Here is a 19,499-nt window from a genome sequence, read left to right as displayed (position 1 = left end):
ACTGGACGTGACACCACGACACCAGTGGCATCGCAGACCAGAGGCAAGATCAGCAAGCGAAGGGTTCCCCTGCCGCACGACTTGGAGGGCGTACCGTGCACCGCCGGCACAACGGGCTCAGGACCGCAGTACTCCTCGGGGGACTGTCCGCACTCATCATCGTCATCGGCAGCTTCTTCGGACGCGCCGGGCTCGTGGTCGCCGTCCTGATCGCGCTCGGCACCAACGCCTACGCCTACTGGAACAGCGACAAGCTGGCCCTGCGCGCGATGCGTGCCCGCCCCGTGAGCGAGTTCGAGGCCCCGGGCCTCTACCGCATGGTCCGCGACCTCTCCACCCAGGCCCGCCAGCCCATGCCCCGCCTGTACATCTCCCCGACCGAGGCCCCCAACGCCTTCGCCACCGGCCGCAACCCGCGCAACGCGGCCGTGTGCTGCACGGAGGGCATCCTGCGCCTCCTCGACGAGCGCGAACTGCGCGGCGTCATCGGCCACGAGCTGAGCCACGTCTACAACCGGGACATCCTCATCGCCTCGGTCGCCGGCGCCCTCGCCTCCGTGATCATGTTCCTGGTCAACTTCGCCTGGCTCATCCCCATCGGCCGCTCGGACGACGACGACGGCCCCGGCCTTTTCGGCATGCTCCTGATCATGCTGCTGGGTCCGCTCGCCGCATCCCTCATCCAACTCGCCATCAGCCGTTCCCGCGAGTACGAGGCCGACGCCTCCGGCGCCCAGCTCACCGGCGACCCCTTGGCCCTCGCCGGTGCCCTGCGCAAGCTCGAACTCGGCACCAAACAACTCCCGCTGCCCCCCGAGCCCCGCATCGAGACCGCGAGCCACATGATGATCGCGAACCCGTTCCGGCCGGGCCAGGGACTGTCCAAGATGTTCTCGACGCACCCGCCGATGGCGGAGCGCATCGCCCGTCTCGAGAAGATGGCAGGACACCACCAGTGAAGACCATCCTGAACGTCATCTGGCTCATCCTCAGCGGCTTCTGGCTCTTCCTCGGGTACATGCTGGCGGGCCTGCTGCTCTGCGTGACGATCATCGGCATCCCGTTCGGCATCGCGGCGTTCCGTATCGGCGTCTACGCCCTCTGGCCCTTCGGCCACACCACGGTCGAGCGCCGCGACGCCGGAGCCCCCTCCTGCCTCGGCAACGTGCTGTGGCTGATCCTCGCCGGCTGGTGGCTGGCCCTGGCCCACATCGTCACCGGCGTCGCTCTCTGCCTGACGATCATCGGCATCCCGTTCGGCATCGCCAACTTCAAGCTGATCCCGGTCTCCCTGCTCCCGCTGGGGCGCGAGATCGTTCCCACGGACCAGCCGTTCGCCGCCCGCTGACCCCAGCCGCGTCCCCGGCGGGCGCGGACGCCACCGACCCCCGACGCGGGCCCTTCGACCTCCCGTTGTCCACAACCGGCCGGTTGTCCACAGGCCGGCCCCGGATGTCAGTGGCGCCCCGCATCATGAACGCATGACCGAGAACGAACAGGCGCACATCCGACCGGCGGGAGGCACGGCCCCCGCCCGTCCCTGGCGCGCGTTCCGATATCCGGGACGGCCTGAGCGCCGACCTCACCGTACGGATGCGCGGTCGCCCACCTCGGCGGCCCTACCGCCGCCCCGCGGCCATCCGCCCCCGTACCGCGTACGCGACCACACCCACCGCCAGCACGCCCGCCCCCGCGATCACCGACGCCCCCGGCAGCGCGAACGCCAGCACCACGCACCCGAGGAGACCCACGGCGGGCAGCGCCCGCTTCAGGGGAGCCGGATCCAGGGTCCACGCCGAGGCGTTGGCCACCGCGTAGTACGCCAGCACACCGAAGGAGGAGAATCCGATCGCGCCCCGTACGTCCACCGTGGCGGCCAGGGCCGCGACCACCGCGCCCACGGCCAGTTCGGCCCGGTGCGGTACCTGGAAGCGCGGATGCACCGCGGACAGCGCGCCGGGCAGATGGCGGTCCCGCGCCATGGCCAGCGTCGTACGCGAGACGCCCAGGATGAGGGCGAGCAGCGAACCCAGCGCTGCCACGGCGGCCCCGACCCGGACCACCGGCACCAGCCCCGGCACGCCGGCCGCCCGCACCGCGTCGGCCAGCGGCGCCGCCGCGCGCCCGAGGTCCCCTGCCCCCAGCACCGAAAGGACAGCCACGGCCACACCCGCGTACACGGCCAGCGCGATGCCCAGCGCCAGCGGAATCGCGCGGGGGATGGTGCGCGCCGGATCCCGTACCTCCTCGCCGAGGGTCGCGATGCGCGCGTACCCGGCGAACGCGAAGAACAGCAGACCGGCGGCCTGCAGCACCCCGCCGACGCCACCGGACGCCCCGACGTCCAGCCGCCCGGCGTCGGACTCCCCGGACCCCAGACAGACCACGACCACGGCGGCGAGGACCGCCAGGACCACCGCCACGATCGCCCGCGTCAGCCAGGCCGACTTCTGGATGCCGCCGTAGTTCACCGCGGTCAGCGCCACCACGGCCGCGACCGCCACCGCGTGCGCCTGCCCCGGCCAGACGTACGCCCCGACCGTCAGAGCCATCGCCGCACAGGAGGCCGTCTTCCCGACCACGAACGACCAACCCGCGAGATACCCCCAGAACGGACCGAGACGCTCGCGTCCGTACACGTAGGTGCCGCCCGAGGCCGGGTAGAGCGCGGCCAGACGGGCCGACGACGTGGCGTTGCAGTAGGCGACCAGTGCGGCGAGGGCGAGCCCGAGCAGCAGTCCGGAGCCGGCGGCGTGCGCGGCGGGAGCGAGGGCGGCGAAGATGCCGGCGCCGATCATCGAGCCGAGCCCGACGACCACGGCGTCCCCGACACCCAGGGTGCGCCGCAGTTCGGCGGCCGGACCGGACTGTGTCATGGGCCGCACCTTACTGAGCGGCGAAACCATGGGACGCCACCAGGGCGTCGTCCAGCTCAACACGGCATGAACCGGTACGCCGGAACGCAGGGCACGCATCGACAGGGCGCGGCTCGACAGACCACGAGGCGCTCCCCACGCACGACGAGAACGGCGCATGACGCACGAACGCACAGCCGGTCCGGGGCGACGTCACAGGACCGGGACAGTGCGGGCACAGCGCGGAAGGGCAGGTTCAGGGCATGAGCATCATCAGCTGGATCATTCTGGGGCTGTTGGCCGGAGTCATCGCCAAGGTCCTGCTGCCGGGCCGGGACCCGGGCGGCTTCATCGGCACGACCTTCATCGGCATCGCGGGCGCGTTCATCGGCGGCTGGATATCGGCCCGCTGGCTGGACCACCCCATCACCAAGGACTTCTACGACGGCGCCACCTGGGCCGCCGCCATCGGCGGATCCCTCGTGCTCCTGATCGTCTACCGCATCCTGTTCGGCCATTCGCGCGACTGAGCGCGCCCCTGACCGGCTGCCGACGGGCGGGAAGGGCGGGCCCTGGCCGGCGCCCACCCTTCCTCTTGCTCCTCGTCACCGGCAGCACCGGGTGACCGGTACGAGTGCCTACCGGTAGTTCACGAACTGCAGCGCGAAGTCGAAGTCCTGGCCCTTCAGCAGGGCGATGACGGCCTGCAGGTCGTCGCGGCTCTTGGAGCTGACGCGCAGTTCGTCGCCCTGCACCTGGGCCTTCACGCCCTTGGGGCCCTCGTCGCGGATGAGTTTGGCGACCTTCTTCGCGTTCTCCTGGGAGATGCCCTCCTTGATCTCCGCGAAGAGCTTGTACTCCTTGCCGGAGAGCTGGGGCTCACCGGCGTCCAGCGCCTTCAGCGAGATCCCGCGCTTGATCAGCTTCGACTGGAAGACGTCGAGGACAGCCTTCACCCGGTCCTCGGAGTTCGCCTCCATGAGGATCTTCTCACCGGACCACGAGATCGAGGCGCCGACGCCCTTGAAGTCGTAGCGCTGCGAGATTTCCTTGGCGGCCTGGTTGAGGGCGTTGTCGACCTCCTGCCGCTCGACCTTCGAGACGATGTCGAAACTGGAGTCGGCCATGTCCTGTGGCTCCTTGTATCGGGTGACGTATCGGGTGCGTGTCGGCGTCCGTGGGGCTGTCGCCGAGCCCGGCGTAAGACGCGGGCCGCATCCGGACAAGCCTAGCCACCCGGCTCGGTCCCGGCGGCGCGGAATCCAGGTGGCGGAGCACCCCTCCCCATCGGGTATCGTTTACGTCGTTGCCAGGGAGCACCGCCAAAAAGCGGTTCGAACTGCAGCAAACCCGGCGGTGTGCCCGAGCGGCCAAAGGGAGCAGACTGTAAATCTGCCGGCTCAGCCTTCCCAGGTTCGAATCCTGGCGCCGCCACACGGAACGAAGGGCCCGTGACCTGCTGTCCAGCAGGTCACGGGCCCTTCGTCGTACCCCGATACGCCTCCTCATCGTCAGCGCAGGTCCCGTCGCATCAGGATGCGGGGATGGCCGGCCAGGACCGAGGTGGTGTCGGCGGCGTGGGTGAAGCCGGCGCGTTCGAAGTTCCTGCGGATTCCGGCGTACGCCATCGTGAGGTCGACCCTGGCATCGCCGTTGTCGAGGGGGTACGCCTCGATCGCCGGGGCGCCCTGGGAACGGGCGAACGCGACCGCGCCGGTGATGAGGGCGTGCGAGATGCCCTTCTTCCGGTGTCCAGGGCGTACGCGGATGCACCACAGTGACCAGACCGGCAGGCCGTCGACGTGCGGGATCTTGCGGTTGCGTGCGAAGGAGGTCTCCGAGCGCGGTGCCACCGCGGCCCAGCCGACCGGCTCGTCGCCGTCGTAGGCGAGGACCCCCGGAGGGGGACCGGTACGGCACAGCTCGGCCACGTACTCACCCCGGGCCGGTCCGCGGAGCTCGTTGTTGAGCCTGGACGGGATCCGGTAGCTCAGGCACCAGCAGACGTTCGCCGTCGGCGACTTCGGGCCGAGCACCGTGCGGACGTCCTCGAAGACAAAAGCGGGGCGCACCTCGACGGTCATGGCATCACGATGTCACGGCGCGGGTGGCGTCGCCGCTCGATCTGCCCGCTTCCGCTCGGCCGCTCGGGGCCGGGTGGAGCGGGTCGTCAGTTGGGTCGTCAGTCCTGCCCGGAAGGCGCCTCCTCGGGGCTCTTCGCGGTCCTCTTCACGTCCGCCTCGACGTCCGTGCGCGATCTGCCCTCGTCCTTGGCGTACTCGGTCACCGCGGCCTGGACGTCCCGGGCGAGGTCGCGCCAGGCGCGCCACGCGGTTTCGTAGGTGTCGGTCTGGGTTTCCGACCAGGGGGCAGCCGTGGGCGCGCCGTAGGTGTCCCGCAGGTGCAGGACCCTCGCGTGCGCCTCGTCGGCCGCGCGCTGCTTCTCCACGAGTTCCTCGAAGGTATGTGCCACATGTACGGATGCTAGGGAGAGGGGCGCACTTCCGCGCGGCGAGCGGGGCGCGCGGGGCCCGCGGTAGCGAGGCGCACCCGCGTGGCGCACTGGGGCAGACTTGCCCCATGTCCAGCCGCCGCAGCACGTGCCCCGAGTGCCGTCGCGAGATCGCCGTCGTCGCCGGCCGCTTCGCCCGGCACGACCCACCGGGGGCACGGGAGAGCGGGCAGCTCACCTCCTGCCCCGGCTCCCGCAGGGCGGCACAACTGGGCGCGGTCCAGCCGTCGTTGGACGGGTACGTCGTGCCCGACATGCCCGGTCAGCTGCCCCTGTTCTGACCGGACGACCTGCACGGACGACCTGCACGGACGATCTGTACGGACGACCTGTACGGGCGAACATCAGTTCCCCGCGACCGACTTCACCGCCACCGACACCGGCGTCGACCCGCCGACCAGTTCCAGGGTCAGGCCGGCCGTCGCCGGGGTGTCCAGCAACTCCGCCAGGACCGCGGCCACGTCGTCGCGCGGCACCGAGCCGCGGCCCGTGTGCGCCTCCAGCCGGACCAGCCCCCTGCCCGCGTCGTCCGTCAGCGAACCCGGGCGCAGGATCGTCCAGTCGAGGGCCTCCAGACCCTGGACGTACGCGTCCGCCTCGCCCTTGGCGCGCAGGTACACGTCGAAGACCTCCCCACCCGGGTGGCCGGGGTCGGCGCCGTACGACGACACGACCACGAAGCGCCGTACGCCCGCCCGGACCGCCGCGTCCGCGAACAGCACCGCCGCGCCCTTGTCGACGGTCTCCTTGCGGGCCGTTCCGCTGCCCGGGCCCGCGCCCGCCGCGAACACCGCCGCGTCCGCGCCCCGCAACCGCTCGGTGACCTCCTCGACCGACGCAGACTCCAGGTCCAGTACGACCGGTTCGGCGCCGACGGCCCGCAGGTCGTCGCCCTGCTCGTCCCTGCGGATGATCCCCGCGACCTCGTCCCCGCGCGCGGCGAGCAGGCGCTCCAGCCGCAGCGCGATCTGACCGTGTCCCCCAGCGATGACAATGCGCATGCTTCCGACCGTACGCCCCGACGACCCCACCCGCCGCCCAGCTCGAACGCCTGAGCGGACGCCAGGCGGTCCGGCACGGGTCCCTACGGCACCTCACCCCACCCCTGCCGCGGCAGCCCGCGCACCACGGTCGCCGCCGAGTCGCAGTACTCACGGACCGCGCTCGTGCGGGACACCACCCGGCCCTGGTGGATCACGATGCGGCTGTACGCCAGGGACAGCGCGGCCGGCAGGCGGTCGCCGCGGACCGCCAGGAGGTCGGCGGGGAACCCCGCCTCCACGCGGACCTCGGGGAGGCCCAGGGCCGCCCGGGCGGAGGTGCTCACGGCGTCGTAGGCGTCCTCGGGGCGCAGACCGTGGCGGGAGGCGAGGAGGTAGGCGGCCTCCAGGGGGTCGCCGCGGCCGACGGGGTTGCAGACGTCCCGCAGGGCCCCGCTGCCGGCCGCGACACGGACGCCGGCCGCGCGCAGCAGCCGTACGGGGGCGGTGCCGCGGCGTTCCACCGCGCCGCAGCCGCCCTGGGGGAGGCAGACCACCGTCACGCCGGCGGCGGCCAGTTGGTCGGCGGTGCGGGTGGCGGCCTCGGCGGGGAGGTGGGCGAGGGCGGTGCAGGGGCCGACGGTGACGCCCGGGCGCAGACCGCCGGCCATCGCGGCCAGGCGGGCAAGGCGGGCCGGGTCGGCGGCGTCGGTGTGCAGGTCGACGGGGCAGCCGTGCTCGGAGGCGACCTCCAGGACGGTCTCCACGTAGCCGGTCGGATCGGGGTCCGTGTCCGGGCAGCCGCCCACCACGGAGGCGCCCATCTTCATCGCGTCGCGCAGGATCGCGAGCCCGTCGGCGCCGGCCGCCCCGGTCAGCACCCGGGGCATCGCCACGGCCGCCAGTTCGGCGAGTCCGCGCAGCGCACGCCGGGCCTGCAGAACGGCGGCCAGCGCGCCGAGCCCCTGGAGGTCGCCCACCCGCACGTGGGCGCGCAGGGCGGTCGCGCCGTGGCCGAGTTGCAGCAGCGCGGCCTCCGTGGCACGGCGCTGGACGTCCTCGGGGGCGTTCGGGGCGGGCCCGTCGGTGTCGGCGGTCAGGGCGGTGTCGGCGTGGGCGTGGGGTTCCGCGGGTGCGGGCAGGAGCAGGTAGCCGCCGAGGTCCACGCGGGCGCCGGCGCCGGGACCGGGTGCCAGGCTGCCGGCCGTACCGACCGCCTCGATGCGCCCGTGGCCCAGCCGTACGTCCACGGTCCGGCCGTCCGTGAGGCGTGCGCCGCACAGCAGGAGGGCATCCGGGTCCGGCCGGCCGTCCGGCGACGGAGCGGACGGCGAGGACGACGGCGACGAGGACGACGCGGACGAGGACGAGTGCGACGACGCGGACGGCGAGTGGGGCGGCTGCGGCTGGCTGTCGGGCATCGCGCTCCAGTGGCTCGGCGGTGAGGAGGGCTCGGGGCCCGGGCTCGGGGCTCGGGGCAAGATCACGCAGAGTGGGTCGAGCCTAGGGCGGCCGTCCGGTGCTGTCGGGGAGGAGCGCAATAGTCGTACCGGTGTGCCCCGGTGGGCCGGAGGGGCTCACGGGCCCGGCGGTACCCATGGGAAACGGTCCTGGGCAGGCCCGGACAGAGAGCCCCGGGTGGGGTGGGGCCGGGCCCCCGGAACGGATTTGGGTGAACGGCGGCGGACCGTGTAATGTCTTCATCGCTCGCCCCAATAGCTCAGTCGGCAGAGCGTCTCCATGGTAAGGAGAAGGTCTACGGTTCGATTCCGTATTGGGGCTCTGGTGTGAGAGGTTCCCGCCGCAAGGCGGGGTCCGATCGCATCAAAGCGGTGTAGCTCAGTCGGTAGAGCAAGCGGCTCATAATCGCTGTGTCACCGGTTCAAGTCCGGTCACCGCTACTGACAGTAGCCGATTGTGGGGTCGGTCCTTCGATCGGCTACTCTTTCTTGCGTTGAATTGTCCCATCCGTTCGTCAAGGAGCACTCACGTGGCTGCCACCGACGTCCGCCCGAAGATCACGCTGGCCTGCGTGGAGTGCAAGGAGCGGAACTACATCACCAAGAAGAACCGGCGTAACAACCCGGACCGTCTTGAGATGAAGAAGCACTGCCCGCGTTGCAACGCGCACACCGCGCACCGCGAAACGCGATAAATCAGGCTCGTATGCGAGGCCGTCCCCGAGTGATCGGGGGCGGCCTCGCGTCGTTGAGCGACCAGTACCGGTCAGTAGAGCAATCCAGGAGGTGCCGAGCCCATGGCGCTCGACCAGTCCTTCGTGGGGCGGACCTACCCGCCCACCGACCCCTATGAGGTGGGCCGGGAGAAGATCCGCGAGTTCGCCGAGGCCGTGGGGGACACCAACCCGGCGTACACGGACCCGGAGGCCGCCAAGGCGCTCGGGTACCCCGATGTGATCGCCCCGCCGACCTTCGTGTTCTCCATCACCTTCAAGGCCGCCGGACAGGTCGTCCGGGACCCGCAGCTCGGCCTGGACTACAGCCGGGTGGTGCACGGTGACCAGAAGTTCGCCTACCGGCGGCCGGTGCGCGCCGGTGACCGGCTCACCGTGACCTCGACCATCGAGGGCATCAAGTCCCTGGCCGGCAACGACATCCTGGACATCCGCGGCGAGGTCCACGACGAGGCCGGCGAGCACGTCGTGACCGCCTGGACGAAGCTGGTCGCCCGCGCGGCCGAGGAGGGCTGACATGACGGCGAAGATCGCCTACGACGACGTCGAGGTCGGCACCGAGCTGCCGGCGCAGTCGTTCCCCGTGACCCGCGCCACACTCGTGCAGTACGCGGGCGCCTCCGGGGACTTCAACCCGATCCACTGGAACGAGAGGTTCGCCAAGGAGGTGGGCCTGCCGGACGTCATCGCGCACGGCATGTTCACCATGGCCGAGGCGATCCGCGTCGTCACCGACTGGACCGGCGACCCGGGCTCGGTCGTCGACTACGGCGTCCGCTTCACCAAGCCCGTCGTCGTGCCGAACGACGACCGGGGCGCCGTGATCGAGGTCGGCGGCAAGGTCGCGGCCAAGCTCGACGACAACACCGTGCGGGTCGACCTGACGGTGACCAGCGGCGGGCAGAAGGTGCTCGGGATGTCGCGGGCCGTCGTGCGGCTGGCCTGAGCCGCGACGTCCGTGGTGTGGGTAAGGGGCGTTCTCCCCTCGGGGGGCGCCCCTTACGCGTGCGTGAGGGCGGGCGGGGCTGTCGGTGCCGTCTCGTAGGCTTGGGCGCGTGCTGGAACTCCACGACGCCCCGCTCGCCCCGCTGACCACCTTCCGGCTGGGCGGTCCCGCCACCCGGCTGGTGACCGCGACGACCGACGCCGAGGTGGTCGCCGCCGTGCGCGAGGCCGACGCCGACGGCACACCGCTGCTCGTCGTCGGCGGCGGCTCCAACCTCGTCATCGGCGACAAGGGCTTCGCGGGCACCGCCCTGCGCGTCGCCACCACCGGCTTCGAGCTCACCGGTACGACGCTGGAGCTGGCGGCCGGCGAGGTGTGGACCGACGCCGTCGCCCGCACGGTGGAGGCCGGACTCGCCGGCGTCGAATGCCTGGCCGGCATCCCCGGCTCGGCCGGCGCCACCCCCATCCAGAACGTGGGCGCGTACGGCCAGGAGGTCTCCTCCACGATCACCGAGGTCATCGCGTACGACCGCCGCGCCGGCGAGACCGTCACCCTCGGCAACGACGAGTGCGCCTTCTCCTACCGGCACAGCCGTTTCAAGGCCGACCCCGACCGGTACGTCGTCCTGCACGTCCGCTTCGAGCTGGAGGACGCGGACGGGCTCTCGGCGCCCCTCAAGTACGCCGAGACGGCCCGCGCGCTGGGCGTGGAGCCCGGCGACCGTGTGCCGCTCGCCGAGGCGCGGGAGACCGTGCTGAAGCTGCGGGCCGGCAAGGGCATGGTCCTCGACCCCGAGGACCACGACACCTGGTCGGCCGGGTCGTTCTTCACCAACCCGATCCTCACCGACGCCGACTTCGCCGTGTTCCACGCGCGCGTGAAGGAGCGGCTCGGCGACGGCGTGGAGCCGCCCGCCTACCCGGCCGGCGACGGCCACACCAAGACCTCCGCGGCCTGGCTGATCGACAAGGCGGGCTTCACCAAGGGCTACGGCAGCGGACCCGCCCGCATCTCCACCAAGCACACCCTCGCCCTCACCAACCGGGGCGAGGCGACGACCGAGGACCTGCTCGCACTGGCGCGGGAGGTCGTGGCCGGGGTGCGGGAGGCGTTCGGCATCACGCTGGTCAACGAGCCGGTGATGGTGGGCGTCGGCCTGTAGGGCCGAGGCCGCGCCTGGCCTGTCCGGACAGTCGGGGCGGCGCTCAGGCCAGCCAGGCGTCCACACCCTCCAGGAGCTTGCGCCTGACGTCCTCGGGGGCCGCCGAGCCCCGGATCGACTGGCGGGCCAGTTCCGCCAGCTCCTCGTCGGTGAAGCCGTGGTGGCGACGGGCCAGTTCGTACTGGGCGGCCAGGCGGGAGCCGAAGAGGAGGGGGTCGTCCGCGCCCAGGGCCATGGGGACGCCCGCCTCGTAGAGGATGCGCAGGGGGACCTCCTCCGGCTTCTCGTAGACGCCCAGGGCCACGTTCGAGGCGGGGCACACCTCGCAGGTCACGCCCCGGTCGGCGAGGCGTTTCAGGAGCCGGGGGTCCTCGGCGGCGCGTACTCCGTGGCCGATGCGTGAGGCGTGCAGGTCGTCCAGGCAGTCGCGGACCGACGCGGGGCCGGTGAGCTCGCCTCCGTGCGGGGCGGACAGCAGGCCGCCCTCCCGGGCGATGGCGAAGGCGCGGTCGAAGTCCCGCGCCAAGCCCCGGCGCTCGTCGTTGGAGAGGCCGAAGCCCACCACGCCCTGGTCCGCGTAACGGACGGCCAGGCGGGCCAGGGTGCGGGCGTCCAGAGGGTGCTTCATACGGTTGGCGGCCACCAGGACGCGCATACCGAGCCCGGTTTCCCGCGAGGCGGTCTCCACCGCGTCCAGGATGATCTCCAGCGCCGGGATCAGACCGCCCAGCCGAGGGGCGTACGACGTGGGGTCGACCTGGATCTCCAGCCAGCCCGAGCCGTCCCGCACGTCCTCCTCGGCGGCCTCCCGCACCAGGCGCTGGATGTCCTCGGGCTCCCTCAGGCACGAGCGGGCCGCGTCGTACAGGCGCTGGAAGCGGAACCAGCCCCGTTCGTCCGTCGCCCGCAGCTTCGGCGACTCCCCCTTGTTCAGCGCGTCGGTCAGCGCCTCCGGCAGGTGGACCCCGTACTTGTCGGCCAGCTCCAGCAGGGTGGTCGGCCGCATCGATCCGGTGAAGTGCAGGTGCAGATGGGCTTTCGGCAGCTCAGAGACATCACGTACACGCTCCATCCCAGGATCCTGCCGTACGTCCCGGCCCTCCCGGAAGCGGAATCCACGAACGTGGTCCTGCTCGCACGAACGGTCTCGCTCGCACGGACGATGAAGGGCCACCCCGGAACGTCCCGGGGTGGCCCTCCGCGCGTGAGGTGTCAGTCCCTGGCCTCGGCCAGCAGCTTCTGAATCCGGCTCACGCCCTCGACGAGGTCCTCGTCACCCAGCGCGTACGACAGCCGCAGGTAGCCCGGCGTGCCGAAGGCCTCGCCCGGGACGACCGCGACCTCGGCCTCCTCCAGGATGAGCGCGGCCAGCTCCACCGAGTCCTGCGGGCGCTTGCCGCGGATCTCCTTGCCGATCAGCGCCTTCACCGACGGGTACGCGTAGAAGGCGCCCTCGGGCTCGGGGCAGACCACGCCGTCGATCTCGTTGAGCATCCGGACGATGGTCTTGCGGCGGCGGTCGAAGGCCTCCCGCATCGTCGCCACGGCGTCCAGGTCACCGGAGACGGCGGCCAGCGCGGCGACCTGCGCCACGTTGGAGACGTTGGAGGTCGCGTGCGACTGGAGGTTCGTCGCGGCCTTCACGACGTCCTTGGGGCCGATGATCCAGCCGACCCGCCAGCCCGTCATGGCGTACGTCTTCGCGACGCCGTTGACCACGATGCACTTGTCGCGCAGCTCGGGCAGGACCGCCGGGAGCGAGGTGAACGTCGCGTCGCCGTAAACCAGGTGCTCGTAGATCTCGTCCGTCAGGACCCACAGGCCGTGCTCGACGGCCCAGCGGCCGATCGCCTCGGCCTCCTCCGCGCTGTAGACCGCGCCGGTCGGGTTGGAGGGGGAGACGAAGAGCACGACCTTCGTCTTCTCCGTGCGCGCCGCCTCCAGCTGCTCCACCGAGACCCGGTAGCCGGTCGTCTCGTCCGCGACGACCTCCACCGGCACACCGCCGGCCAGCCGGATCGACTCCGGGTACGTCGTCCAGTACGGCGCCGGGACGATGACCTCGTCGCCCGGGTCGAGGATCGCGGCGAAGGCCTCGTAGATCGCCTGCTTGCCGCCGTTGGTGACCAGGATCTGGGCCGGGTCGACCTCGTAGTTCGAGTCGCGCAGGGTCTTGGCGGCGATCGCGGCCTTCAGCTCGGGCAGTCCGCCGGCCGGCGTGTAGCGGTGGTACTTCGGGTTCTTGCAGGCCTCGATCGCGGCCTGGACGATGTAGTCCGGGGTCGGGAAGTCGGGCTCACCGGCGCCAAAGCCGATCACCGGACGTCCGGCGGCCTTCAGGGCCTTGGCCTTGGCGTCCACGGCGAGGGTGGCGGACTCGGAGATCGCGCCGACGCGGGCGGAGACCCGGCGCTCGGTGGGAGGGGTTGCAGCGCTCATGGAACCCATGTTTTCAGACAGGAAACCGGCCCGGCACGCGGGTTTCACAGACTGAACATGCACGGGCAAACCGCTGAACACGCGTCCGTATCCGCCCATGAACCCGGTGGTGGCCTGCGTGATCTTCCGGTGATTTCCCGACGATCTTCCACCAGGGGCGCCTCGCTGGGCACTTTCCGTTCGACGAGGCGCCCCGGACCACGTACACTCCTACGTCGTTGGCCTTCAACAGCCGTGCCGCAACCGGTGCACACCGAGCATCCGGCCGGATGCGGTACGTTGGGGGACACACAAAGGGTCGTAGCTCAATTGGTAGAGCACTGGTCTCCAAAACCAGCGGTTGGGGGTTCAAGTCCCTCCGGCCCTGCTACACACACCTTCGCCAGGATGTGTGCGCATGTACGTACAGCAATGCACCGCCGTGCGGCTCAGACCGGGCGCGGCACGGCCACGACCCGGGAACAGGTGAGGACGAATGGCGGATGCCGTGGGCTCCATCGACACGCCTGATGCCCAGGACGAGGTCCCTGAGGCCAAGAAAAAGACCCGTAAGGGCGGCAAGCGGGCCAAGAAGGGTCCGCTGAAGCGGCTCGCACTCTTCTACCGCCAGATCGTCGCGGAGCTTCGCAAGGTCGTCTGGCCGACGCGGAGCCAGCTGACGACGTACACGACCGTGGTGATCATCTTCGTCGTCATCATGATCGGCCTGGTGACCGTGATTGACTATGGACTCAGCCACGCCGCCAAGTACGTCTTCGGCTGAGCCGAGAGCGAAGGGCGCCGGGTGATCGGCGCCCCTTTCGCGTGTTCCACCCCTATGTATCCAGGAAGAAGCAGCCACCGTGTCTGACCAGAACCTGAACGACGCCATCGAGCCGGACGAGTCGGCTGCCGACGAGCTCGACATCGTCGAGGGCGCGGACGAGGACCTGGACGAGTTCGAGGCTGCCGACGCCGAGGCGGGGGAGCCCGCCGAGGAAGCCGCCCTCCACGTCGAGGACGAGGAAGAGGCCGACGAGGCCGTCGCGGAGGACGAGGAAGAAGCCGACGAGGCCGAGACCGAGGAAGAGCCGGCCGAGCCCGTCGACCCCGTCGCCGCCCTGCGCGAGGAGCTGCGCACGCTGCCCGGCGAGTGGTATGTGATCCACACCTACGCCGGTTACGAGAACCGCGTGAAGACCAACCTGGAGCAGCGCGCCGTCTCGCTGAACGTCGAGGACTACATCTTCCAGGCCGAGGTGCCGCAGGAAGAGGTCGTCCAGATCAAGAACGGCGACCGCAAGACGATCAAGCAGAACAAGCTGCCGGGTTACGTCCTCGTCCGCATGGACCTGACGAACGAGTCCTGGGGCGTCGTCCGCAACACCCCCGGCGTCACCGGCTTCGTGGGCAACGCCTACGACCCGTACCCGCTGACCCTGGACGAGATCGTCAAGATGCTCGCCCCGGAGGCCGAGGAGAAGGCCGCCCGCGAGGCCGCCGAGGCCGAGGGCAAGCCGGCTCCGCAGCGCAAGGTCGAGGTCCAGGTGCTGGACTTCGAGGTCGGCGACTCGGTCACCGTCACCGACGGCCCGTTCGCCACGCTGCAGGCCACCATCAACGAGATCAACGCCGACTCCAAGAAGGTCAAGGGTCTGGTGGAGATCTTCGGTCGTGAGACCCCGGTCGAGCTGAGCTTCGACCAGATCCAGAAGAACTAGTCCCGCACGGGACGCTTTTCTGGAACTACCGCTTCCGGGCAGGTCAGACAGGCTCTTCGCAGCCGGTCTGACCTGCTCGGTTTTCAGCCGCGCATCTATACCCGTTATCGTTGTGCGGTATGCCTGCGTCCGGGTGGTCCCCGAGCGCGGGCAGGACCCGAACCGAAAGGACCCGGAGAGCTATGCCTCCCAAGAAGAAGAAGGTCACGGGGCTCATCAAGCTCCAGATCCAGGCCGGCGCCGCCAACCCGGCTCCGCCGGTCGGCCCGGCGCTGGGTCAGCACGGCGTCAACATCATGGAGTTCTGCAAGGCCTACAACGCCGCGACCGAGTCGCAGCGTGGCTGGGTGATCCCGGTGGAGATCACGGTCTACGAGGACCGTTCCTTCACCTTCATCACCAAGACGCCGCCGGCCGCCAAGATGATCCTCAAGGCCGCGGGCATCGAGAAGGGCTCGGGCGAGCCGCACAAGACCAAGGTCGCCAAGATCACCGAGGCGCAGGTCCGCGAGATCGCCCAGACCAAGCTCCCCGACCTCAACGCCAACGACCTGGACGCCGCCGCGAAGATCATCGCCGGCACCGCGCGTTCCATGGGCGTCACGGTCGAGGGCTGACCCCCAGCCCCGTAGCACCTTCGTAGAAACGCGGCCTCGGCCGCACGTGGGAGGGCCTGCTCGGCCCGGACCACGACTCCTCAGAACACACAGGAGCAGTAGTGAGCAAGCGCAGCAAGTCTCTCCGCGCTGCGGACGCCAAGGTCGACCGGGAGAAGCTCTACGCCCCGCTCGAGGCCGTCCGTCTCGCCAAGGAGACCTCCACGACCAAGTTCGACGGCACCGTCGAGGTCGCCTTCCGTCTGGGTGTCGACCCGCGCAAGGCCGACCAGATGGTCCGTGGCACCGTGAACCTGCCGCACGGCACCGGCAAGACCGCCCGGGTCCTGGTCTTCGCGACCGGTGACCGTGCTGCGGCCGCGGAGGCCGCGGGCGCCGACATCGTCGGCTCCGACGAACTGATCGACGAGGTCGCGAAGGGCCGTCTGGACTTCGACGCCGTCGTCGCCACCCCGGACCTCATGGGCAAGGTCGGCCGCCTCGGCCGCGTGCTCGGTCCGCGTGGTCTGATGCCGAACCCGAAGACCGGCACCGTCACCCCCGACGTGGCCAAGGCCGTCACCGAGATCAAGGGCGGCAAGATCGAGTTCCGCGTCGACAAGCACTCGAACCTGCACTTCATCATCGGCAAGACGTCGTTCGACGACGACAAGCTGGTGGAGAACTACGGCGCGGCCCTGGAGGAGATCCTCCGTCTGAAGCCGTCCGCCGCCAAGGGTCGCTACATCAAGAAGGCCGCCATCACCACCACGATGGGCCCCGGCATTCCGGTCGACCCGAACCGCACCCGCAACCTCCTCGTCGAGGAGGACCCGGCGGCGGTCTGAGCCCCAGCGCTCACCGAAGTCGGTCACGGGCCTCGCACCTTCAGGTGCGGGGCCCGTTTCCCGTTCCCGTACGGGGGTGCCCTGACCTGGGTTAGCGTGCGGACACGGCGAATCGCACAGGGGGACCGATGAAGTGGACGACGGGCCGTGGGGGAATCGCGCTGGTGGTGGCGGCCGTACTGACCGGGTCGGCCGGCTGCTCCTCCCCGGGACAGTCCGAGGAGGAGCACCGGGCGGCGCCCGCGTCCCTCACCGCCCTGCGATCCGCCGAGCGGGCCACCGGACGGGCCGCGTCGGCCCGGGTGAGGTCCACGGCCGTCATGGGCACCACGCTCTCCCTGAGGGCCGCAGGCGCCCTCGGCTGGGACGAGGGCCTCACCGGCACCCTCACGATCACGTACACGGGCGGCACGACGGCCGAGGCGATGAGCGAGCTCGGCATCACCACCATGGAGGCCCGCTACCTGACCGACGCCTACTACGCGCGGACGGGCGAGGCACTCGCCGCGAAGACCGGCGGCAGGCACTGGGTCAGATACGCGTACGACGATCTGGCGGGCCTCGGCGCCGGCGCCGACTTCGCGGACCAGATGCGCAACATCACCCCCGACCAGTCGGTGAAGCTGCTGCTGCACTCCGACGACGTGCACACGGTCGGTGCGGAGAGCGTGGACGGACGGGCCACCACGCACTACTCCGGCACGGTGGACGTGGAGGACGTGGCCGACGCCGCGCTGAGGCGGCAGCTGGAGCGGGCCGGCGTCAGCAGCGAGACCGTCGACATCTGGGTCGACGACCGGGACCTGCTCGTCAAGAAGGTCGAGAAGGGCCGGACGGCGACCGGGGAGTACCGCCAGACCGCGTACTACAGCGACTACGGCACCGAGGTTCGGGTCGAGGCGCCTCCGGCGGGCGACACCGCGGACTTCACCGTGCTGCTGAAGGAGCAGGGCGGCAGCTGAGCCCCGCGGGAATTCACAGGACCCCACCCGCCCCTCTGGGATACCTTCACACCCTTGCTGTGAATCGACCGTGTGTTCACTGTGCTGGTTTCCCGGGGGGAATTGCATGAGGTCTTCTGTCGGTGTCCTCGCGCTGTCCGCGCTGCTCGTCGCCGGTTGCGGCGCGATGGGGGGCCCGGACGGCGGTACGGAGGGCGGGGGCGACGCGTCCGCCGGGGCCGCCGCCGTCGCCCGGGCCGCCGACAAGACGGAGAAGCTCACCTCCCTGCGCTACCGGATGACCGGCCGCATGCCGGAGGAGGGCCGGATCGAGGCCGAGGGCGCGATCGCGACCGAGCCGCCGGCCATGAGCCTGAAGTCGGTGGTGCTGAGTGGGCCCGACAAGGGCACCGGCGAGGTCCGGCTGGTCGGCGGGGCGGTGTACTGGGGCAGCGACGAGGCCAACGAGGACGGCAAGCACTGGATCAAGTTCGGTGCGCCGGGCAGGTCCACGACCCCGGGCGGCCTGGCGGTCGACTCCGGTCCGATGGCCGACAAGGTCCGGCAGAACCCGGCCCAGGAGAGCGCCTTCCTGACCGCGGCCGACGACCTGGAGAAGACCGGCACCGAGACCGTCGGGGGCGTGCGCACCACGCACTACCAGGGCACGGCCACCCTCGACGCCATCCGGGCCTCCTACGCGGACGAGGACAAGAACGTCCGCCAGCGGCGCGAGCAGGCCCTCGCGCAGTACGAGAAGGCGGGCGTCGACGAGCTGACCATGGACGTGTGGATCGACGACGCGGAGCACACCAGGCAGCTGCGCATGCGGGGCTTCGGGCGGCACGGCGAGCTCGATGTCACCGTCACCCTGCGCGACCTCGGCAAGCCGGTGACCGTGAAGGCGCCGCCCGCCTCGGACACCGTCGACATGGCCGAGGAGATGAGGAAGGCAGGGGGCTGAGAGCCCCGTACGGGCGGATTTGCTTGACAGCGCCCCGTTCCCGTACGCTCCTACCGAAGCCAAAGACCGCTGGTCGTTGCCGTGCACTCGAGAGAGGGTGCGGTGGCCGAAGGATCCGCTGAAATGCGGACGACCCGCGCAGGTGACAGTGGAAGTGCTCCCGGACGGACTCCGCCCCATGGAATTCGTTTGGTCGAGCTACGCCCCGTGCGCCTGCGCCGGGGCGTTTCGTTTGTCCCAGCCCCTTCCGAGCGGTCGTCATCACCCGGAAGGAGGCCGACGCTCATGGCAAGGCCCGACAAGGCTGCCGCGGTAGCCGAGCTGACGGAGCAGTTCCGCAGCTCGAACGCCGCCGTGCTGACCGAGTACCGGGGTCTCACCGTGGCGCAGCTGAAGACGCTGCGCCGTTCGCTCGGTGAGAACGCCCAGTACGCCGTGGTGAAGAACACGCTGACCAAGATTGCGGCCAACGAGGCCGGGATCTCGACGCTCGACGACCTGTTCAACGGTCCGACGGCGGTTGCCTTCGTCACCGGTGACCCGGTGGAGTCGGCGAAGGGTCTTCGTGACTTCGCCAAGGACAACCCCAACCTCGTCATCAAGGGCGGTGTCCTTGACGGCAAGGCGCTGTCCGCCGACGACATCAAGAAGCTTGCGGACCTCGAGTCCCGCGAGGTTCTGCTCTCCAAGCTGGCCGGTGCTCTGAAGGGCAAGCAGTCGCAGGCTGCCGCTGTCTTCCAGGCGCTGCCGTCGAAGCTCGTCCGCACCGTGGACGCGCTGCGCGCCAAGCAGGACGAGCAGGGCGGTGCCGAGTAACTCGGCTCGCGCATTGACCGCCGCCTGAGACAGCCCGTCTCGAGCAGCGGTCGTAGCGGGCCGAACGTACGCCCGCCAGACATGTACATCCGGCACCAGCCGAATTAGTGGAAGGATCGCCCGTCATGGCGAAGCTCAGCCAGGAAGACCTGCTCGCGCAGTTCGAGGAGATGACCCTCATCGAGCTCTCCGAGTTCGTGAAGGCGTTCGAGGAGAAGTTCGACGTCACCGCCGCCGCCCCGGTCGCCGTTGCCGCCGCCGGCGCCCCGGGTGCCCCGGCCGCCGCCGCCGAGGAGGAGAAGGACGAGTTCGACGTCGTCCTCACCGGTGCCGGCGACAAGAAGATCCAGGTCATCAAGGTCGTGCGTGAGCTGACCTCCCTGGGCCTGAAGGAGGCCAAGGACCTCGTGGACGGCGCCCCGAAGCCCGTCCTCGAGAAGGTCGCCAAGGACGCCGCGGAGAAGGCCGCCGAGGCCCTCAAGGGCGCCGGCGCCTCCGTCGAGGTCAAGTAACACCCTGCGGCCGGCGACGGCCGCGAGCAAA

At 70.6% G+C, this 19,499-nt stretch carries 24 protein-coding genes and 4 tRNA genes; 20 read left to right on the top strand and 8 right to left on the bottom strand.

Features of this window, described 5'->3' with window-relative positions; translation table 11 throughout:
* Window positions 1–95: 95 nt before the first annotated feature.
* The gene (gene htpX / locus ACIBBD_RS32075) at window positions 96–959 is read left to right on the top strand and encodes a zinc metalloprotease HtpX (protein ID WP_399423069.1); all 864 of its coding nucleotides are present in this window, start codon (window positions 96–98) and stop codon (window positions 957–959) included.
* Window positions 956–1,348 carry a YccF domain-containing protein gene (locus tag ACIBBD_RS32070; RefSeq protein WP_399423068.1) on the top strand — a complete coding sequence of 131 codons (393 nt, stop codon included), beginning with the start codon at window positions 956–958 and terminating at the stop codon, window positions 1,346–1,348. The genes htpX and ACIBBD_RS32070 overlap by 4 nt, the downstream gene beginning before the upstream one ends.
* A 271-nt stretch (window positions 1,349–1,619) precedes the next feature.
* On the opposite strand, the gene ACIBBD_RS32065 is transcribed toward ACIBBD_RS32070, so the two are convergent.
* Window positions 1,620–2,876, bottom strand: coding sequence for an APC family permease (locus tag ACIBBD_RS32065; protein WP_399423067.1), 1,257 nt, complete (start codon window positions 2,874–2,876; stop codon window positions 1,620–1,622).
* A gap of 242 nt (window positions 2,877–3,118) precedes the next feature.
* Between ACIBBD_RS32065 and ACIBBD_RS32060 the strand changes: the two genes are divergently transcribed.
* Window positions 3,119–3,385, top strand: coding sequence for a GlsB/YeaQ/YmgE family stress response membrane protein (locus ACIBBD_RS32060; protein ID WP_360332011.1), 267 nt, complete (start codon window positions 3,119–3,121; stop codon window positions 3,383–3,385).
* Window positions 3,386–3,493: 108 nt separating this feature from the next.
* Here the strand turns inward: ACIBBD_RS32060 and ACIBBD_RS32055 are convergent, their stop codons facing one another.
* Entirely contained in the window at window positions 3,494–3,982 is a 489-nt protein-coding gene (locus ACIBBD_RS32055) for a YajQ family cyclic di-GMP-binding protein (protein WP_360332014.1), read from the bottom strand.
* A 225-nt stretch (window positions 3,983–4,207) separates the two neighbouring features.
* Between ACIBBD_RS32055 and ACIBBD_RS32050 the strand changes: the two genes are divergently transcribed.
* Window positions 4,208–4,289: transfer RNA gene (locus tag ACIBBD_RS32050), tRNA-Tyr, on the top strand.
* 77 nt (window positions 4,290–4,366) lie between these two features.
* Here the strand turns inward: ACIBBD_RS32050 and ACIBBD_RS32045 are convergent.
* Window positions 4,367–4,939, bottom strand: coding sequence for a GNAT family N-acetyltransferase (locus ACIBBD_RS32045; RefSeq protein ID WP_399423066.1), 573 nt, complete (start codon window positions 4,937–4,939; stop codon window positions 4,367–4,369).
* Between the two features lie 98 nt (window positions 4,940–5,037).
* Window positions 5,038–5,328: a hypothetical protein gene (locus ACIBBD_RS32040; RefSeq protein WP_399423065.1), complete on the bottom strand. Its 291-nt coding sequence runs from the start codon at window positions 5,326–5,328 to the stop codon at window positions 5,038–5,040.
* A 107-nt stretch (window positions 5,329–5,435) separates the two neighbouring features.
* Between ACIBBD_RS32040 and ACIBBD_RS32035 the strand changes: the two genes are divergently transcribed.
* The gene (locus ACIBBD_RS32035) at window positions 5,436–5,648 is read left to right on the top strand and encodes a hypothetical protein (protein ID WP_399423064.1); all 213 of its coding nucleotides are present in this window, start codon (window positions 5,436–5,438) and stop codon (window positions 5,646–5,648) included.
* 63 nt (window positions 5,649–5,711) lie between these two features.
* Here ACIBBD_RS32035 and ACIBBD_RS32030 read toward each other — a convergent pair whose 3' ends face one another.
* A complete protein-coding gene (locus tag ACIBBD_RS32030; protein WP_399423063.1) occupies window positions 5,712–6,368 on the bottom strand; it encodes an SDR family oxidoreductase in 657 nt (218 codons plus the stop codon).
* An 83-nt stretch (window positions 6,369–6,451) separates the two neighbouring features.
* Window positions 6,452–7,768: an amidohydrolase family protein gene (locus ACIBBD_RS32025; protein WP_399423062.1), complete on the bottom strand. Its 1,317-nt coding sequence runs from the start codon at window positions 7,766–7,768 to the stop codon at window positions 6,452–6,454.
* Between the two features lie 288 nt (window positions 7,769–8,056).
* On the opposite strand from ACIBBD_RS32025, the gene ACIBBD_RS32020 reads away from it, so the two are divergent.
* The 6 genes from ACIBBD_RS32020 to ACIBBD_RS31995 all read left to right on the top strand — a co-directional run bounded on the left by ACIBBD_RS32020 (window position 8,057) and on the right by ACIBBD_RS31995 (window position 10,652).
* A tRNA-Thr gene (locus tag ACIBBD_RS32020) sits at window positions 8,057–8,129 on the top strand.
* 46 nt (window positions 8,130–8,175) lie between these two features.
* Window positions 8,176–8,248: transfer RNA gene (locus tag ACIBBD_RS32015), tRNA-Met, on the top strand.
* Between the two features lie 89 nt (window positions 8,249–8,337).
* A complete protein-coding gene (gene rpmG / locus ACIBBD_RS32010) occupies window positions 8,338–8,502 on the top strand; it encodes a 50S ribosomal protein L33 (protein WP_003948671.1) in 165 nt (54 codons plus the stop codon).
* Window positions 8,503–8,604: 102 nt separating this feature from the next.
* On the top strand, window positions 8,605–9,057 hold the full coding sequence (locus tag ACIBBD_RS32005; protein WP_399423061.1) for a MaoC family dehydratase N-terminal domain-containing protein: 453 nt from the start codon (window positions 8,605–8,607) through the stop codon (window positions 9,055–9,057).
* 1 nt (window position 9,058) lies between these two features.
* Window positions 9,059–9,487 (top strand): MaoC family dehydratase, encoded by a 429-nt coding sequence (locus ACIBBD_RS32000; RefSeq protein ID WP_399423060.1) that lies wholly within the window; start codon window positions 9,059–9,061, stop codon window positions 9,485–9,487.
* Window positions 9,488–9,596: 109 nt separating this feature from the next.
* The gene (locus ACIBBD_RS31995; protein ID WP_399423059.1) at window positions 9,597–10,652 is read left to right on the top strand and encodes a UDP-N-acetylmuramate dehydrogenase; all 1,056 of its coding nucleotides are present in this window, start codon (window positions 9,597–9,599) and stop codon (window positions 10,650–10,652) included.
* Window positions 10,653–10,695: 43 nt separating this feature from the next.
* On the opposite strand, the gene ACIBBD_RS31990 is transcribed toward ACIBBD_RS31995, so the two are convergent.
* Together ACIBBD_RS31990 and ACIBBD_RS31985 are read right to left on the bottom strand one after the other, a co-directional pair.
* Window positions 10,696–11,724 carry an adenosine deaminase gene (locus ACIBBD_RS31990; protein ID WP_399423058.1) on the bottom strand — a complete coding sequence of 343 codons (1,029 nt, stop codon included), beginning with the start codon at window positions 11,722–11,724 and terminating at the stop codon, window positions 10,696–10,698.
* A 140-nt stretch (window positions 11,725–11,864) separates the two neighbouring features.
* Entirely contained in the window at window positions 11,865–13,091 is a 1,227-nt protein-coding gene (locus tag ACIBBD_RS31985; protein WP_399423057.1) for a pyridoxal phosphate-dependent aminotransferase, read from the bottom strand.
* Between the two features lie 294 nt (window positions 13,092–13,385).
* Between ACIBBD_RS31985 and ACIBBD_RS31980 the strand changes: the two genes are divergently transcribed.
* The 9 genes from ACIBBD_RS31980 to rplL all read left to right on the top strand — a co-directional run bounded on the left by ACIBBD_RS31980 (window position 13,386) and on the right by rplL (window position 19,468).
* A tRNA-Trp gene (locus tag ACIBBD_RS31980) sits at window positions 13,386–13,458 on the top strand.
* A gap of 108 nt (window positions 13,459–13,566) precedes the next feature.
* A complete protein-coding gene (gene secE / locus ACIBBD_RS31975) occupies window positions 13,567–13,854 on the top strand; it encodes a preprotein translocase subunit SecE (protein WP_397962209.1) in 288 nt (95 codons plus the stop codon).
* Between the two features lie 79 nt (window positions 13,855–13,933).
* Window positions 13,934–14,791, top strand: coding sequence for a transcription termination/antitermination protein NusG (nusG, locus tag ACIBBD_RS31970; protein ID WP_399423056.1), 858 nt, complete (start codon window positions 13,934–13,936; stop codon window positions 14,789–14,791).
* A gap of 182 nt (window positions 14,792–14,973) precedes the next feature.
* A complete protein-coding gene (gene rplK, locus ACIBBD_RS31965) occupies window positions 14,974–15,408 on the top strand; it encodes a 50S ribosomal protein L11 (protein ID WP_003998857.1) in 435 nt (144 codons plus the stop codon).
* Between the two features lie 101 nt (window positions 15,409–15,509).
* The gene (rplA, locus tag ACIBBD_RS31960; RefSeq protein ID WP_399423055.1) at window positions 15,510–16,235 is read left to right on the top strand and encodes a 50S ribosomal protein L1; all 726 of its coding nucleotides are present in this window, start codon (window positions 15,510–15,512) and stop codon (window positions 16,233–16,235) included.
* Window positions 16,236–16,363: 128 nt separating this feature from the next.
* A complete protein-coding gene (locus ACIBBD_RS31955) occupies window positions 16,364–17,197 on the top strand; it encodes an LppX_LprAFG lipoprotein (protein WP_399423054.1) in 834 nt (277 codons plus the stop codon).
* Between the two features lie 106 nt (window positions 17,198–17,303).
* Window positions 17,304–18,140: a hypothetical protein gene (locus tag ACIBBD_RS31950; protein WP_399423053.1), complete on the top strand. Its 837-nt coding sequence runs from the start codon at window positions 17,304–17,306 to the stop codon at window positions 18,138–18,140.
* A gap of 285 nt (window positions 18,141–18,425) precedes the next feature.
* On the top strand, window positions 18,426–18,956 hold the full coding sequence (gene rplJ, locus ACIBBD_RS31945) for a 50S ribosomal protein L10 (protein WP_399423052.1): 531 nt from the start codon (window positions 18,426–18,428) through the stop codon (window positions 18,954–18,956).
* Window positions 18,957–19,081: 125 nt separating this feature from the next.
* A complete protein-coding gene (gene rplL, locus ACIBBD_RS31940) occupies window positions 19,082–19,468 on the top strand; it encodes a 50S ribosomal protein L7/L12 (protein WP_391998828.1) in 387 nt (128 codons plus the stop codon).
* The last annotated feature ends 31 nt before the right edge of the window (window positions 19,469–19,499 follow it).

Source organism: Streptomyces sp. NPDC051315, from assembly GCF_044455165.1.
Taxonomy (GTDB): Bacteria; Actinomycetota; Actinomycetes; order Streptomycetales; family Streptomycetaceae; genus Streptomyces.
This window is presented reverse-complemented; position numbering and strand designations above follow the sequence as displayed.

Coding starts and splice junctions, on each gene's coding strand:
- ACIBBD_RS32025 (WP_399423062.1), bottom strand. CDS start 7,768: ATGCCCGACAGCCAGCCGCAGCCGCCCCACTCGCCGTCCGCGTCGTCG.
- ACIBBD_RS31950 (WP_399423053.1), top strand. CDS start 17,304: ATGAGGTCTTCTGTCGGTGTCCTCGCGCTGTCCGCGCTGCTCGTCGCC.
- rplK (WP_003998857.1), top strand. CDS start 14,974: ATGCCTCCCAAGAAGAAGAAGGTCACGGGGCTCATCAAGCTCCAGATC.
- ACIBBD_RS32060 (WP_360332011.1), top strand. CDS start 3,119: ATGAGCATCATCAGCTGGATCATTCTGGGGCTGTTGGCCGGAGTCATC.
- ACIBBD_RS31985 (WP_399423057.1), bottom strand. CDS start 13,091: ATGAGCGCTGCAACCCCTCCCACCGAGCGCCGGGTCTCCGCCCGCGTC.
- ACIBBD_RS32000 (WP_399423060.1), top strand. CDS start 9,059: ATGACGGCGAAGATCGCCTACGACGACGTCGAGGTCGGCACCGAGCTG.
- ACIBBD_RS32035 (WP_399423064.1), top strand. CDS start 5,436: ATGTCCAGCCGCCGCAGCACGTGCCCCGAGTGCCGTCGCGAGATCGCC.
- rplJ (WP_399423052.1), top strand. CDS start 18,426: ATGGCAAGGCCCGACAAGGCTGCCGCGGTAGCCGAGCTGACGGAGCAG.
- ACIBBD_RS32065 (WP_399423067.1), bottom strand. CDS start 2,876: ATGACACAGTCCGGTCCGGCCGCCGAACTGCGGCGCACCCTGGGTGTC.
- ACIBBD_RS32055 (WP_360332014.1), bottom strand. CDS start 3,982: ATGGCCGACTCCAGTTTCGACATCGTCTCGAAGGTCGAGCGGCAGGAG.
- rplL (WP_391998828.1), top strand. CDS start 19,082: ATGGCGAAGCTCAGCCAGGAAGACCTGCTCGCGCAGTTCGAGGAGATG.
- ACIBBD_RS31955 (WP_399423054.1), top strand. CDS start 16,364: ATGAAGTGGACGACGGGCCGTGGGGGAATCGCGCTGGTGGTGGCGGCC.
- ACIBBD_RS32030 (WP_399423063.1), bottom strand. CDS start 6,368: ATGCGCATTGTCATCGCTGGGGGACACGGTCAGATCGCGCTGCGGCTG.
- secE (WP_397962209.1), top strand. CDS start 13,567: ATGGCGGATGCCGTGGGCTCCATCGACACGCCTGATGCCCAGGACGAG.
- ACIBBD_RS31990 (WP_399423058.1), bottom strand. CDS start 11,724: ATGGAGCGTGTACGTGATGTCTCTGAGCTGCCGAAAGCCCATCTGCAC.
- ACIBBD_RS32045 (WP_399423066.1), bottom strand. CDS start 4,939: ATGACCGTCGAGGTGCGCCCCGCTTTTGTCTTCGAGGACGTCCGCACG.
- ACIBBD_RS32005 (WP_399423061.1), top strand. CDS start 8,605: ATGGCGCTCGACCAGTCCTTCGTGGGGCGGACCTACCCGCCCACCGAC.